The organism is Bacillus sp. JJ1474 (genome assembly GCF_036965225.1).
In the GTDB taxonomy this organism is placed as follows: Bacteria; Bacillota; Bacilli; order Bacillales; family Cytobacillaceae; genus Cytobacillus.
On sequence record NZ_JBALPC010000156.1, the window covers coordinates 1 to 14,148 of the forward strand.

Below are 14,148 nucleotides of genomic sequence, written 5' to 3' on the forward strand. Positions count from 1 at the left end.
AATTAGTAAATAATTAGTATGGCAGACGAAATAAATCAAGAAAATACTAAATAATTTGCTCTAATAAAATAAATATGGTAGAATCTTTTTAACAATATATAGTATTATTTTATGCACACAAATACTATATGTTGTTTCCACTTCGAATTATTTCTTAATTGATCCAAGGTCTCTTTTTTATCCGCTCCTTATGGGCGGAATTTTTTTGCAAAAAAAAGTTCTTGCATAAAGGCAAGAACTGCAATTTTTACGTAACTTCCTATATACTTGTTCCTAATCATGGTTTATGACATTTTGATTATACACCTGCGTGATTAATTCTTTAAATCCAATCATACCATCATCAAGACTTTCCTTCGGTAAATACCTCGCAGCATAAAGAGTTTCCTGCTCTGAAGATAAAAAAATATTTAGCGGCCCTTCCCCTTTTACATCCATCTTCTGACACTTGCTCAAGCATAAAGAAGCAATATCCGGATGCTCTTCCTTGTCAATCATCATGCAAATAAACTTATCATTTAATAGCTGGGCTGTCTCCATATCTTCAAACGACTCCTGTTCCATGACAGCACACAAATGGCAATGATTATCCCCAATACTGACAAACACAAGCTTACCTTCCCTTTTCGCCTTATCAAACGCTTCTGTTGACCACTCTAGCCAATTTACAGGACTCCGCTCATGCTTTTTTAAATAAGGGCTTTTGGATAGCACTAACCAATTATATGTTGGGGAATAACGTTCTTCGGATAAGAAAGACTGCATATTTTACAACTCCTTTATTTGGAAATAACTCTATCTGAAAAGAAAATCTATGATTGATCGTATACTTATGACAAAGATATTATTTCCATTAAGGTGAGGAAAAATTAATGAATATTCATAGCCTTCTTATTGTTGCTATAAAAGTTCGCATAACTTGTTCAGCTGTTTGCTCGAGTAAAATGGCAGCGCTTTCAATGGCTTTTTGTAGTGTCATAGGAGAATTAATAATACTATGAACACTTGTAATACCGTGTTCATATAAAACATCAATTCCTTGGCCAATGGACCCGGTCAGAGCAAAAACAGGGATTCCTTTCAGTTTAGCTGCTTCAGCCACGCCCATAGGTGTCTTTCCTGAGGCAGTTTGGAAATCAATCTGACCTTCACCAGTAAATACGCAATCTGCTCCAGCTAAATGTTCAACAAGCCTTGAATATTCTATGACAATGTCAATGCCTCGCTTTGTTTTAGATGGAAAAAAAGCTTGGAAGGCTCCACCAATTCCTCCCGCCGCTCCGGCTCCGGGCATATCATGCAGGCGAATGCCTGTTTTTAATGCTACTAAATCTGCCCAATGCCTTAAGTTGTTGTCTAGAATTTCAACCATATCAGGTGTAGCCCCTTTTTGCGGACCAAACACATGAGTTGCTCCCTTTTCCCCTACTAATGGATTCTGAACATCTGTCGCTATTAAAAATTCACAATTTGCAATTCGTGAATCAAACTCTTGATCATCAATATCAACAATTCTTCCTAGTTCAGAACCTCCATATCCGACTAACTCTCCATTAGCATCAAGAAACTTCATTCCTAGTGCTTGAAGCATACCTAACCCGCCATCATTGGTCGCACTTCCACCAATCGCTAAAATAAATTTGCTGCATCCATCATCTAATGCTTTTTTAATTAGCTGTCCTGTCCCAAATGTTGTGGCTGTCATAGGATTAAACCTAGCAGAATCGATGAGACATAACCCTGATGCACTAGCCATTTCTATCACGCATGTTTCCTGATCACCTAATAATCCATAAGCAGCTTGTACAGGATCAAGTAATGGTCCCTTAACCTCAATCTCTACCTTATGACCATTTGTAGCAGATACTAGACTGTCCATCGTCCCTTCTCCACCGTCTGCAACTGGAACTAGAACGGTTTCTGCATGCTGAATTGCATTTTTCACCCCTTTTTCAATGGCCTGTGCTGCTTCAAGTGCCGTTAAACTCCCCTTAAATGAATCGGGTGCAATCACAATTTTCATTTTCCTTGCCACCTTATTAGATTTTATTAATAATATATAAATAAAATTAAATATTCAGTAACTTCTATTCACTATTATAGGCTTAAATACGAGTTATTGGTATTAGAAATCTCCTATTAAAAAGAAGTCCATGCTTTGCATGAACCTACTATTAAGGGCAATCACCTATCCGAAGATCATGCATATTTTAATGAAGTAAGGATAGGAGTGTGCGATAACTATGATATTACTTCAGGATTCAGAGCTGGAAAAGCATGATACAGAAGGATGGCAAAAGAAAGCCTATAAGCTGTTTATTCAAAAAATGACTGATGCGAATCAATTATTTCCTTGTATCCCCGCCACTTTAGGTTTAAAGTCTGGTCACCTAAGATATGGCTTCATTGACAGCCCATTAAAATATGAGACCTCTTACAAACTGGCAGCAATACTTAAGGAATATTCCTTACATTATAAAAGCTTCGGAAAATATACGTCCCTCATTATATTTTTTAATTCCTCTAAAGAAGACTTGAATTTTAGCATTAAAGAATATCAGGAACTGTTCTGGCAACACCTAATCAACTTAACGATGCTAGATGAATTGCCTTGGCCAGATATCATACCTACAAACCCAACTCATTCATTTTGGGAATTCTGCTTTCATGGGACACCCTATTTTATGTACTGTGCGACCCCTGCACACATAAATAGAAAAAGCAGAAGCTTTCCATATTTAATGTTAGCCATCACACCAAGATTTGTTCTAAAAGAATTCCTCGCAAAAGGAAAACAGGCTGATAAAATAAAACAGCAAATCCGCGAACGTTTATGCGCTTATGACAGCACTACTATTCACCCTGCATTAAACTCTTATGGAAATAGCGATAATTATGAATGGACACAGTATTTCCTGCCAGATGATCAAAGCACATTTTCCCAATGCCCGTTTCATAAGGAAAAAAATAAAATGTAAGTTGTTAAATAATGACATATAAAAATGCCAAACTCTGTATTTCATTAGGTTTGGCTTTTTTGTAAATAAACTGACATTCTAGAGATGAAATCGCTGTGCCAGCATCTCCCAGTCACTCATAAATATCGGCCATAAATTCGGTCTTCTTCTAATGGCAAGCGGATGATAAGCAACAGCTGTCGGGAATCCATTTACATTGTGCCAGGAGCCTCGCAGTTTTTTCACCTCTGCTTCAGGATTTTCGAAAAATGATTGAACAGCAATATTCCCTAAACAAAAAATAAAATTCGGCTTCTTTTCTGCTAACTGCACCCTTAAATGCTGGATACAAGATTTCCTAGCTTCCTCTTTATTATAGGCACGAACAGGTCTTCTTTTTAAAATATACGTTACATATAAATCACTAGGCTGTATGCCTACCTCGTTAGCGGATTTTTGTAATGTAAACCTAGTTCCGCAAACATATGGATTCCCTTCACGATCTTCTCGTGCTCCTGGATTATCAAGAATAATCATGATAGGAGCACCAGGATTGCCTTCCCCCCACACCATCCTTGTCCCATGCTTATAAAGTTTGCATTCACGACAATCCTTTTGATCCTCTGGCACTCGTTCCTCAGGCCAAATGGCTGGACAAAATTCAATAATACCCGTCATCTCCTGTTCTGATTACAGTCCACCACAGCTGTTATGGTTGTTTTGCTTCTTTTCTAAAGTATTTGTCTCGTCAGACTCAACGACCGATTGTAATCCATAGCCTGTTGTACTAATTTCAAATTCCATATCTTTCTCCTGGCCATTTAATTTATGATTGTTAAGATTCAATTGATCATTTCGCATCTTTACCCCTCCAATTTCTTTTTATTAGAACCAATCTGTATTCCTATTGTTCCTTGATAAAGCAAAGTCATACAGCCTCCATATTCTTAAATACATAAAACCTTTGCCCTAAATAGTTTAGGAGTGTATATAATCCTGCTCCTATTACAACTGCCAAGTTTTCTGCCAACAGGCTATTACCCTCTTCAAAGATTCTTAAGGCCATATGGCTTACGGAATAAGAGAAAATGTAGCAGCTCAAAATCACGATAATGAACCGTGGGATACTCGTTTTCAAATGAATTTTACTCTGAAAGGTAAAACTTCGATTTAAAAAATAACTTACAAAAGCTCCAACGCCATTTCCAATGAATGTAGAAATCCAATAGGACATTTCTGCTGCATTTAATAGAAGAAGCATGATGGAGAGTCCAATTAACGTATTTACCACTCCTACTAATAAAAAACGGAAAAAGGAATTAGTTCGTTTCAGATAATTTTCCATAATTATGGTCAAAGAGTTCATGTTCATTTTCTCCATCATTTATTAGCGAACGTGGAATCGGCAAATTAAATGTATCAATATCGACCATATATTTCGGTCTTCGCTTCGTTTCACTATATATTTTTCCAATGTATTCACCAACCACACCAATAGAAATGAGCTGAATCCCGCCAATTAACCAAATAGAAGTTATTAAGGATGTCCAGCCCGTTTCCGTTTTACCGGATAGCTTTAAACTGAGAAAGTAGACTCCAAATAAAAGACTAATAAAGAAAGAAAGAAATCCAACAAGCATGACGACACGAATAGGCGTAACAGAAAAAGAGGTTAATCCCTCAAGCGAAAAGGCGATCATTTTCTTTAGCGGATATTTCGTTTCTCCGGCACTTCGTTCTTTTCGGTCATAGTAGACGGAGGTAGACTTTAAGCCTAGTATTGGCACAATGCCGCGGAGGAAAATATTCACCTCATCATAGCGCTGTAATTCATAAAGAGCCCTATTGCTCATTAATCGAAAATCAGCATGATTATAAACAAGATCCACCCCCATCCTCTTCATTAATTTATAAAAGCCTTGGGCCGTGCTCCTTTTGAAATATGTATCTGTATCCCGTTTTCTTCTGACCCCATAGATGATTTCATAGCCTTCTCGGTATTTCAAAATAAATTCACGTATGACAGAAATATCATCCTGAAGATCTGCATCAATGGAAATAACACAATCCGAAACAGTCTTGGCTGCCATTAATCCAGCCAAAAGCGCCTTTTGGTGTCCGACATTTCTTGAAAGCTTTAACCCTTTAATTAGCTCGTCTTCTAAACTCTTTCTATATATGATTTCCCATGTTTGATCCTTACTCCCATCATCAACAAATAAAATTTTACTATTACTCGAAACTAACCTCTCCTTTACTAGCTCTTGGAGATAAATGCTTAGCTGTAGCATCGTATCTGGGAGAATCTCCTCTTCGTTATAACATGGAACAACTATCGTGAGCATTGGATGATCCATTCTGATTCCTCCTGCTGTTAGATCGCTTTATATAAATAAATTTTCCAAGCAGAGCTAGAAGATTCAAACGTCCTTTCTAAGCTCAGATTATTTTCATATGCATTATCAATGGGAACGGCAGAAAAAATATATTGGCCACCCATTTCCTTAAATGGCTTGATGTTAAGCTCAAGGTTTTTTAATCGCTTTTTTGTATTTTTTTTAAACATATAGCGCTTTCCTAGTTCCGCTGTAAAAATATAGCAGCGTCCTCCCCATTCATCAAAATAAAGGCGGATTGTTTTATTTTTTGCCAATTCCTTCTCAATAATTTTCCTAAATTGATATTTATAAGATAAAGGGTAAAAATTATTATAAGTGTCGAGGGTATAAAAACCGTTAAATTGAGCGATAGCCGGGTGAATACCAATACTCGCCACACGATAATCTTTCTGAGGAATTCCTATATAATCTTTAATCTCCTTAAATTGATCCACAGCAAAAAATTGCTTAAATGTTGGCTTTGTTTGAAAGATGATTTCTTCATTAGTTACAGAACAAACAATTAGCTGTGCAGCAACAAGTATAGGAACTGTCCTTTTCCACCTTGTATCCATTAGAACCTTTAATGACAAAGCAAACAGTACATAAATGACTAGCGGCCTCAGAAAGTGATACCGGGCAAAATTGAAAGTATCTAAAAAGTGAAATCGCTTCGTTAATGGCAGCCATCCCTTATAAAACCAGAATGCATACCATACTGATAAAGTGATATTAAGGATAAATAAAAAAACAAAGGCTCTTTCCTTTTTCCAGATTTTCTTTCTTAAAATAATGAATAATGCCAAAAACATTACAGGCAAGATGACTAAAGTATGAATAGTTGCAGCATGATGATGACCATAGATGAAATTTTTATAGGTAAGTCTAATAGAGCGCCAAATGGATAATCTTGCGTGAAAATATTCATCTCTGCTGTTTGGTTCATCATCAAACAGAAAAGAATAGACTAGCCGGTATTCCACGATTGCATACAAAAGAGTCATATAACCAATAGACAATAGAAAACGCCAATTCCACCGCTTCTTCATCATTACTTCCATTAGCCAAAAGATCCCTATAGCAGTTAGAAAAAAGAAGAAACCTAAAACAATACTAGAATAGAAAGGAAGGAGAGTTAGCACCAGATAGCTTTTCCACATTTTCTCCTTTTTCCGGATATTGAGGAAAGCCCATAAGGCCAAAGGCATACCAAGAGTGCTTAACATCCCTGATGGCCAAAATGGGGTAAATGCAAATGCAAGAGAAGTGCCTATATTCACAGTTAGAATAGTCCACTGTTGCCCAGTTAGGAAATGGGTTTTCAACAGTAAATACATCCCTATGAACGCAAAAACCCTAGTAATCGTCTGGCTAATTGCATAAGCCGTCATTGCAGGAAAGAGAGCATAAAGCCAAACGATCAGACTAAATTCCGTTCCAAATGCATTTCGGGATAATTGTCCATTTATTATTTGCGGAATGACGGCATTGACAGACCCGGTTAATTGTCCACTTTCAGCTAAGACTTTATACCAGGCTAAATTGGAATCCAAATTATCGTGAACTCGTATATGTGCATTCTCCCCTAATATAAACAGCGGGGAGACAAAAACAGCTAAGGCAAGAAAGGCAAAAATTAAAAACCTTCTTTCGATATGTTTTTTTTGAGTTGGCATTTCTTCATACACCTCAAAAGCATATTCCCTGCAAAAGTCTTATTATCTTAATAGTTTTAAGGTGCTCTTTGTGGAGGAAAATATTCCTTTTTGCTCTTTTTCTGTAAACATGTGGGATAAGACAGCCACTTCCGTACATAGAAATGGGAACGGGAAAGCCGAATGATTAGGGGGATCATGGATGATAAAAAAACAGTCATTCCTGCCGCTGGTTTAGGAACCCGTTTCCTGCCGGCAACAAAAGCTCTGCCGAAGGAAATGCTCCCAATCGTTGATAAACCAGCCTTCCAATATATTATTGAAGAAGCGATTGCGTCGGGGATTGAAGATATTATAATTGTAACAGGAAGGAATAAAAGAGCTATAGTAGACCACTTTGATAAGTCAGTAGAAATGGAATTGCTGTTAAAGCGAACAGGAAAAATAGTAATGCTTCATGAGGTCCAGAAAAATATCTGAAATGGCCGATATTCACTATGTTCGGCAAAAGGATCCATTAGGGTTAGGCCATGCCCTCTTATGCGCAAAAAAATTTATCAGAAATCAGCCATTTGCAGTTCTTTTGGGTGATGACATTCTTAATCATGTGCAGCAAGACAAATATGATGAAATCCAGCTAACTGATGCTTTGCATTTATTGCTAGAGCACGAGTCTATTTTTTTCATATATTATCAAAGGGAAACGATATGATGTTGGTGATAAATTTGGCTTTCTGGAAGCGTCCATTAATTTTGCATTAAAGAGACCGGAATTAAAAGAAAAACTATACCTGTACTTAAAACAAAATCATTTTTGAAAAGCTGATAAACTTTTGTATCCCTCTGGATACTTTATGTGCCAATTCCAAGCATCCTGTATTATTTTGTGTATTGAAGATTTCTTTGGTTTCCAGCCTAATATTTTCAAAGCTTTATCCGAACAAGCAATTAATTCTGCGGGATCACCATGCCTCCTATCTCCTACTATCATCTTTATATTTTTCCCTGTTTCTTCTATAGAAGCCCTTATTACCTCCTTTACCGAATATCCCGCAGTATTGCCAAGATTAAATACATCACTTTTTCCTCCATTTTGTAAGTATTGGAGTGCCATTGAATGAGCCTCTGCTAAATCCTCTACATGAATAAAGTCTCGGATACAGGTTCCATCCTTTGTCGGATATTTATCTCCATAAATTGTTACGTATTCTCTCATTCCCAGTGCTGCCTGCAGAACAATAGGAATTAAATGGGTTTCAGGAAGATGATACTCTCCTAATTCACCTGTTTCCTTCGCACCGGCTGCATTGAAATATCGTAATGAGACATAGCTTGCATTAAAGGCATCTCCCCACCATTTGATCATCCTCTCCATTGCAAGCTTTGTCTCACCATATGGATTAGAGGGCTGAAGTGGAAAGCTTTCTTTAATTGGCTGTTTATGCGAATCCCCATAAACGGCCGCAGTAGATGAGAATACAAGGTATTTAACACAGTGCCTGCTCATCGCCTCAAGCAGAGACCGAGTCCCGCTTACGTTTACATCATAATACTTTAACGGATCATTCATTGATTCTCCGACTAGTGAAGCGGCCGCAAAATGAAAAACTGCCACTATTTTTTCCTTATTAAAATATTCATTATTATTTCTGAAGAACGTATATCACACTCATAGAAAATTGCCTTTGGATGAATGGCCTCTCGGTGGCCAGTCTGCAGGTTATCGATGACAATTACCTTCATACCTTTCTCAATTAAATAATCAACAAGATGTGAGCCAATATAACCTGCGCCTCCAGTTACCAAAATCGCCATTAGTTCTCCCCCCTTAAATCCATTTCTCCCTTCTCTATATGCAAAAGAAATTGTCTGTATTCTCCCAAAAAAACATTAAAAAACGCCTGCTCGACTAAGCAGACGTTATTAATAATGGATCATTCCTCTCCACGATTACTTTTATCTTCATTTAATTTTAAATCTGTCTCAGAAGGAGTCAGTTCTTCTGAAGCTTCTGTTTGAAATTGCAGTTTGCTTGGCCGTGCAGTATGGCTGTTCATTTTAGTGATAATCTGATTGGCCATGTATCTATGAAATATGATTTCAAAAAGGGCGACTCCAGCGGCAGCAACGAGAGACATCGTCACTATATTTTCTCTTAGGGTCAAACTGATACTTAAAGACCAAATCACGAGGAAAGCCAGGACAAAATCGGTGATTGTCGCAATGAAATTATTAGACCTAGGCAACACAAGAAAGTCGCCAAGAACATAAGAGGATGCTCCTAATGCTAATGAAATTAAGAATACCATTCCAAAGGACATGCCATAAAATAAGCCAAGTATAATATATAAAAGGACTAAACAAGAAATAAACTTTAACAAAAATGCTTTTGCATGCTTCACAACATCATCTCCTTTTAGTCTATTTTGCTTATATTCGGCTTTTCCTATTCAGTTTAGGAATTTGCGAATTCAGAAATAACGGCAATGACTAAAGAAAGTTTTTGGACAAAGATTCATAGGAACATTTTTTGCACATAAAATGTACAAGTTAGGAACCTATCCGATTGGAGTGGTCATTATTGAATGTTAACATTTTCCTGAGTTATATCATTTTAGGGTTTACTTTGGCAGCTCCAATTGGTCCGGTTAACTCGGTTAGATTGGATAAAGGTATAAAGAATGGTTTTTGGCATGCATGGATTGTAGGGATCGGCTCTATGATAGCAGATGGAATTTTCATGCTAACGGTTTATTTAGGGATGGTACACTTTTTGGAAATATCGATTGTTCAAATATTTCTCTGGCTTTTTGGAGGGTTTATTCTCATCTATACAGGGACAGAAAGCATTATAGGCGCTAAGATGATTACTTTGGAAGAAACTAGGGGGAAAGATTCAATAACAAAATGCTTCTTGACAGGGTTTTTCATGTCCATATCCAGCCCCTTATCCATCCTATTCTGGTTAGGAATTTACGGATCTGTACTCGCTAAAACAGCCCAAGTCTATGGGACTGGTCAATTATTAATTTATAGCAGCATGATATTTTTGGGACTCACCATTTGGGATATTCTCATTGCGGGATTAACAACAGGGTTTCGAAGATTTTTAACTGTACATAGTCTTAAGGCCATTTCCATTTTTTCTGGCCTATCATTACTTGGATTCGGCTTATATTTTGCCTATCATGGAATAAAAGCGGTGTTTTTTTGAAGTGACATAGGAGAAACGGGATCAATAAATGATTCCCGCTTTTTTGTTAATTCCTTTTTACTCCGTAAATTATACAGGCTACTCCTCCAAAGATAAAGACTATTTCCCTTTTTCTTTGTCTTTATCTTTCAATTCCGGTTTATCATTCATTACTCTAAAAAATTGTGTATTCATGCTACCCTGAACAATATCCTCTAAAAAGAATTGACCAATCAATTTTAAATACTCATCATCATCGAACATCTTCTTGTTTTGCAGTTCCATTTCTGCAAGGCCTTCGTATGTTGAAATAACAGCGTATGTATGGTCCTTTCCTGAAATTGGCGTTAAAATTTCTACCTTATGATGATAATTTTCATTTCTGTATTTTTTAATCTCAAGTAAATTATCTAACCCATCTTTAAATTTTTCCTGTTTTATCTCAAAGGTTTGGTAAACGATGACCGACATTCAGAATGCCCTCCAATATGAGTATTAAAGAAGATTTCAAATTTATTATTTTCCTAATTGAATTATTTATTCTTTAGGAAAAATTGTAGTACAGCCTCTAAATCATGAATAGAATGTGTACAAACCTATTAATTGAATAATACATAGCAAGGAGAAAAAGCATGGGGATTTTTTTGGGTTATGTCTTTCTTGGGCTTACTTTGGCTGCACCGATTGGGCCAGTGAATGCAGCACAATTAGATAAGGGGATTAAAAATGGCTTTTGGCATTCTTGGCTTGTCGGCTTTGGCGCTATGATTGCAGATATCCTATATATGATTGCTGTTTTTTTGGGTGTAGTTCAGTTTCTTGAAATACCCATTGTCAAAACCTTTTTGTGGTCATTTGGCTTCTTTGTTCTCATTTATACGGGTATTGAAAGTATTCAAGGTGCTGGAAAAATTGAATTATCATCTCGTAATAAAAGTGAATCCGCTATCAAATCTTTTATTTCCGGCTTTTTCATTTCGATTTCCAATCCTTTAACCATTTTATTCTGGTTGGGCATTTTCGGATCTGTCTTAGCAAAGACGGCTACACAATTCGATCAGCTACAATTGTTAACATTTAGTTCTGCCATCATTGTTGGCTTATTTATTTGGGATGTAACGATGGCTGGGATTGCAAGCAGCTTTAGAAGATTTTTATCTGGTAAGATTCTTGCGGGCATCTCTATTGTCTCAGGTATTTCATTAATTGGGTTTGGAATTTATTTTGGATATGAGGCGGTTCTTTTATTATTTTTCCAATAAAAAGATGAACATAGGTTGATTTCGAGGGTTGTCCTCTAATTTCCATTAGACGTTCAACCCTTGTTTACTTTAAAGCTTATGCTTTTTGGGGATTATATCCTTTACTTTGCTTTCGTTTCTTAATGAAATTCATAATTAGTAACACGCTTATCACTAAACCGACAAAAAGGATACTCACAAAGAATCCCGGGCGGCTTGATTTCTCGAAAAGTGTTCCAGTTATTGCAAGCAAAATTAAACCTATCCCTATAAAGCGTTTAACATGGTCGAATTTCGTAGCTTTAATCAGCTTCGGGAAAGAAACTAGAATGAACAACCAATTATATAACAGCATTAACCCAGCTGCTGTCGTAATATATTCATACACACTGTCAGGCATGACTAATGCCAATAAAACTGATGTCACTAACCCGCCAATTGTTAAGGAAAGTGCCAGTGGAGGAACTTTTAGCTTACCCTTTTTCGAGAAAATTTTTGGGGCATCTCCATCTTCCGCTAAAGTGACAATCATGCTTGTAACGGCAAATAGGGTAGCGACCATAGTCGAAAAGCCGGCAATAATAATGCCTCCAGTAAATACATGTGGAAAAAAGGTGATATCATATTTATCAAGAGCAATAACAAACGGGCTTTCATTTTTACTAAATTTATCTATCGCTGCTAATCCCGTAGCTAAAGCTAAAGAGATTAAGTAAATGGTCGTTAAGATGATCAACATAACAGAGCCTGATTTACGAACATCTTCTTTATTTTTTAACCTAGTTGCAAAAATCCCCATTATTTCTATCCCGCCAAAGGCATAGAATCCAAAGATTAATGCAGACCATAAACCATAAAATCCTCTAGGCAGGATTTCATTTCCGTCTGTAGGGACTTTAAAATCCTTTAGATTTCCTCCAAATAATCCAAATAAAACGGTGATCGCCAAGATGATAAACATCAATATTGCAGCAATTTTTATAACTGCAAAAATATTCTGGGCTTTCTCAAATCCCTTTGTTCCAATGACAATAACGAAAACCCCTAGCACTGCATAAATGGAGGAAAAAATCCAAAGAGGTACATCAGGGAACCAGAATCGTGTTAATAATGAAAGAGCGGTCAACTGGCTACCAGAAATCAGCATTTCAGAAAACCAATAGACCCACCCGCTGCTAAACCCAGCTCCACGCCCATATGCTTTTTTCGCGTATGAACGAAATGCCCCTTTTTGCGGGTCCTTTGCGGACATTTTTCCTAAAGCGTCAAAAACTGTGTAAGTGCCTATCGCTGCCAGAATAAAGGCTATTAAAATTGCGGGGCCAGTCATTCTTATACCAATTCCGGTCCCAACAAAATACCCTGTTCCAATAATGCATCCGACACCGATTAACGACAGCTGCCACCAAGCTAGCTTTTTTCCATCTTCGCTAATATCCCCTTTGTCAGCAGCACGAGCCGGTATTTCCATGCCAATCCCCCCTCCGAAACTCCAAATTATTATTTGCCCCATACCATTAAATATGTATCTCCAAATAACCAATCCATTAAGAATAAAGAGGCTTAAAAGGTTTCAAAATAAGCAATAGGAGGGGATTTTAAATGGCTAATCAATGTTTTTACTGCAACAGTGAAACGGGGGAAAAAGAATTACATCAAGTCACATTTTATGTATCAAATATGGACAAGGATGAAATACTTTGCCCTGAATGTTATCAAGAATGGCTCCATGGAATTAAAGAGTAATAATAGGTGAAGGACTTTTCCAAAAGTCGGGAAAGTCCTTCATAACGATAAAAACTCTTTCTTTGATATGTACTTATTAACATTATTCCTCTAGTTTTTTAAGGTTGTCAAAATGATAAGTTTAGCTTATAATCGAAAAAGTTACATATATAGTGTTTATTTTTATTCATTAACACAATATACAGTGATAAACCAATAAATATGGTGTCCGTTATGGACTTAATAGGGAATCTGGTGAAAATCCAGAGCTGTTCCCGCAACTGTAAGTGCTATCGAAATAAGTAGAAACCACTGTCTTTTTATAAGATGGGAAGGACTTAAAGTAGGCCTAAGCACAAGTCAGGAGACCTGCCATATTTATAACGTGTTATCTTCTTCGGGAGTTGGGAAGGTAAAACGAGGGTATTTTGATAGACTATTTTTTATATTCTATTATCATATCAGCGTTTTACTTTACCCATCCTCTAGCGGAGCGATGGGTTTTTTATTTTGGAAAAAACAAGTAAAGGGGATATGAAAATGGATACATATGTTCAAACAGAATTGGATCTAGTTTTAGAAGAGTTAAACAGAGCTTCAAACTTATATAAGATTGACGTTGATCCACTTAAACAGCAATTGGAGGAACTAAAGCAAAACGATGCATCCGCAAATCAATTTGCACTTCTTTATTCATTAAACAAAATCTCAATGGACCAGCCAAACTGGACCTTTCTTGCAGCTCAACTATATTTAAATGAATTGTATTCAGAAGCATCAAAAAATCGAGGATATAAAATGAATGTAAAATATGGGGATTTTTATAGCCTCATAATGAAGCTGACTAATATTGGTATTTATTCAGAAGATTTACTAGCTTTCTATTCAAAAGAAGAAATAGATCAATTAGATATACTGATTGACCCTGAAAAAGATTATTTATTTAACTATATTGGTTTGTTCCTCCTTGCTGATCGTTATCTTGCCAAAGATTATGAG

General features: G+C 36.6%; 14 protein-coding genes, 3 pseudogenes and 1 riboswitch. Of the genes and pseudogenes, 6 read left to right on the forward strand and 11 right to left on the reverse strand.

Annotated elements, in window-relative coordinates; translation table 11 throughout:
* Positions 1–273: 273 nt before the first annotated feature.
* Together V7164_RS17890 and V7164_RS17895 are read right to left on the reverse strand one after the other, a co-directional pair.
* Positions 274–765 (reverse strand): DUF255 domain-containing protein, encoded by a 492-nt coding sequence (locus V7164_RS17890; protein WP_335354773.1) that lies wholly within the window; start codon positions 763–765, stop codon positions 274–276.
* A gap of 115 nt (positions 766–880) precedes the next feature.
* Positions 881–2,023 carry a glycerate kinase gene (locus V7164_RS17895; RefSeq protein WP_335354774.1) on the reverse strand — a complete coding sequence of 381 codons (1,143 nt, stop codon included), beginning with the start codon at positions 2,021–2,023 and terminating at the stop codon, positions 881–883.
* Between the two features lie 220 nt (positions 2,024–2,243).
* Here V7164_RS17895 and V7164_RS17900 point away from each other — a divergent pair, with 220 nt between their 5' ends.
* Positions 2,244–2,978, forward strand: a complete 735-nt coding sequence (locus V7164_RS17900; protein ID WP_335346257.1) for a YqcI/YcgG family protein — start codon at positions 2,244–2,246, stop codon at positions 2,976–2,978.
* A 78-nt stretch (positions 2,979–3,056) separates the two neighbouring features.
* Here V7164_RS17900 and V7164_RS17905 read toward each other — a convergent pair whose 3' ends face one another.
* The 5 genes from V7164_RS17905 to V7164_RS17925 form a co-directional block, all read right to left on the reverse strand.
* A complete protein-coding gene (locus V7164_RS17905) occupies positions 3,057–3,635 on the reverse strand; it encodes a uracil-DNA glycosylase (RefSeq protein ID WP_335354775.1) in 579 nt (192 codons plus the stop codon).
* Between the two features lie 12 nt (positions 3,636–3,647).
* The gene (locus V7164_RS17910) at positions 3,648–3,818 is read right to left on the reverse strand and encodes a hypothetical protein (RefSeq protein ID WP_335354776.1); all 171 of its coding nucleotides are present in this window, start codon (positions 3,816–3,818) and stop codon (positions 3,648–3,650) included.
* Between the two features lie 67 nt (positions 3,819–3,885).
* A complete protein-coding gene (locus V7164_RS17915) occupies positions 3,886–4,323 on the reverse strand; it encodes a GtrA family protein (protein ID WP_335346254.1) in 438 nt (145 codons plus the stop codon).
* Positions 4,277–5,314, reverse strand: a complete 1,038-nt coding sequence (locus tag V7164_RS17920) for a glycosyltransferase family 2 protein (RefSeq protein WP_335354777.1) — start codon at positions 5,312–5,314, stop codon at positions 4,277–4,279. The genes V7164_RS17915 and V7164_RS17920 overlap by 47 nt, the downstream gene beginning before the upstream one ends.
* Positions 5,315–5,331: 17 nt before the next feature.
* On the reverse strand, positions 5,332–7,011 hold the full coding sequence (locus tag V7164_RS17925) for a DUF6044 family protein (protein WP_335354778.1): 1,680 nt from the start codon (positions 7,009–7,011) through the stop codon (positions 5,332–5,334).
* Between the two features lie 177 nt (positions 7,012–7,188).
* Between V7164_RS17925 and V7164_RS17930 the strand changes: the two are divergent.
* Positions 7,189–7,808 (forward strand): annotated as a pseudogene (locus tag V7164_RS17930) (UTP--glucose-1-phosphate uridylyltransferase).
* Here the strand turns inward: V7164_RS17930 and galE are convergent.
* Both galE and V7164_RS17940 read right to left on the reverse strand, forming a co-directional pair.
* Positions 7,799–8,805 (reverse strand): annotated as a pseudogene (gene galE, locus V7164_RS17935) (UDP-glucose 4-epimerase GalE). The pseudogenes V7164_RS17930 and galE overlap by 10 nt on opposite strands.
* Positions 8,806–8,924: 119 nt before the next feature.
* On the reverse strand, positions 8,925–9,392 hold the full coding sequence (locus V7164_RS17940) for a YndM family protein (protein ID WP_335354779.1): 468 nt from the start codon (positions 9,390–9,392) through the stop codon (positions 8,925–8,927).
* A gap of 179 nt (positions 9,393–9,571) precedes the next feature.
* Between V7164_RS17940 and V7164_RS17945 the strand changes: the two genes are divergently transcribed.
* Positions 9,572–10,204: a LysE family transporter gene (locus tag V7164_RS17945; RefSeq protein WP_335346249.1), complete on the forward strand. Its 633-nt coding sequence runs from the start codon at positions 9,572–9,574 to the stop codon at positions 10,202–10,204.
* Between the two features lie 99 nt (positions 10,205–10,303).
* On the opposite strand, the gene V7164_RS17950 is transcribed toward V7164_RS17945, so the two are convergent.
* Entirely contained in the window at positions 10,304–10,654 is a 351-nt protein-coding gene (locus V7164_RS17950; RefSeq protein ID WP_335346248.1) for a hypothetical protein, read from the reverse strand.
* Between the two features lie 161 nt (positions 10,655–10,815).
* Here V7164_RS17950 and V7164_RS17955 point away from each other — a divergent pair, with 161 nt between their 5' ends.
* Positions 10,816–11,445, forward strand: a complete 630-nt coding sequence (locus tag V7164_RS17955) for a LysE family translocator (protein ID WP_335346247.1) — start codon at positions 10,816–10,818, stop codon at positions 11,443–11,445.
* A 76-nt stretch (positions 11,446–11,521) separates the two neighbouring features.
* Here the strand turns inward: V7164_RS17955 and V7164_RS17960 are convergent, their stop codons facing one another.
* Entirely contained in the window at positions 11,522–12,895 is a 1,374-nt protein-coding gene (locus tag V7164_RS17960) for an amino acid permease (RefSeq protein WP_335346246.1), read from the reverse strand.
* A 131-nt stretch (positions 12,896–13,026) separates the two neighbouring features.
* Here V7164_RS17960 and V7164_RS17965 point away from each other — a divergent pair, with 131 nt between their 5' ends.
* Both V7164_RS17965 and V7164_RS17970 read left to right on the forward strand, forming a co-directional pair.
* Positions 13,027–13,170, forward strand: a complete 144-nt coding sequence (locus tag V7164_RS17965; protein WP_335346245.1) for a hypothetical protein — start codon at positions 13,027–13,029, stop codon at positions 13,168–13,170.
* Positions 13,171–13,355: 185 nt separating this feature from the next.
* Positions 13,356–13,540: riboswitch (cobalamin riboswitch) on the forward strand.
* A gap of 149 nt (positions 13,541–13,689) precedes the next feature.
* Positions 13,690–14,148 (forward strand): annotated as a pseudogene (locus V7164_RS17970) (ribonucleoside-diphosphate reductase subunit alpha); the annotation flags it as partial.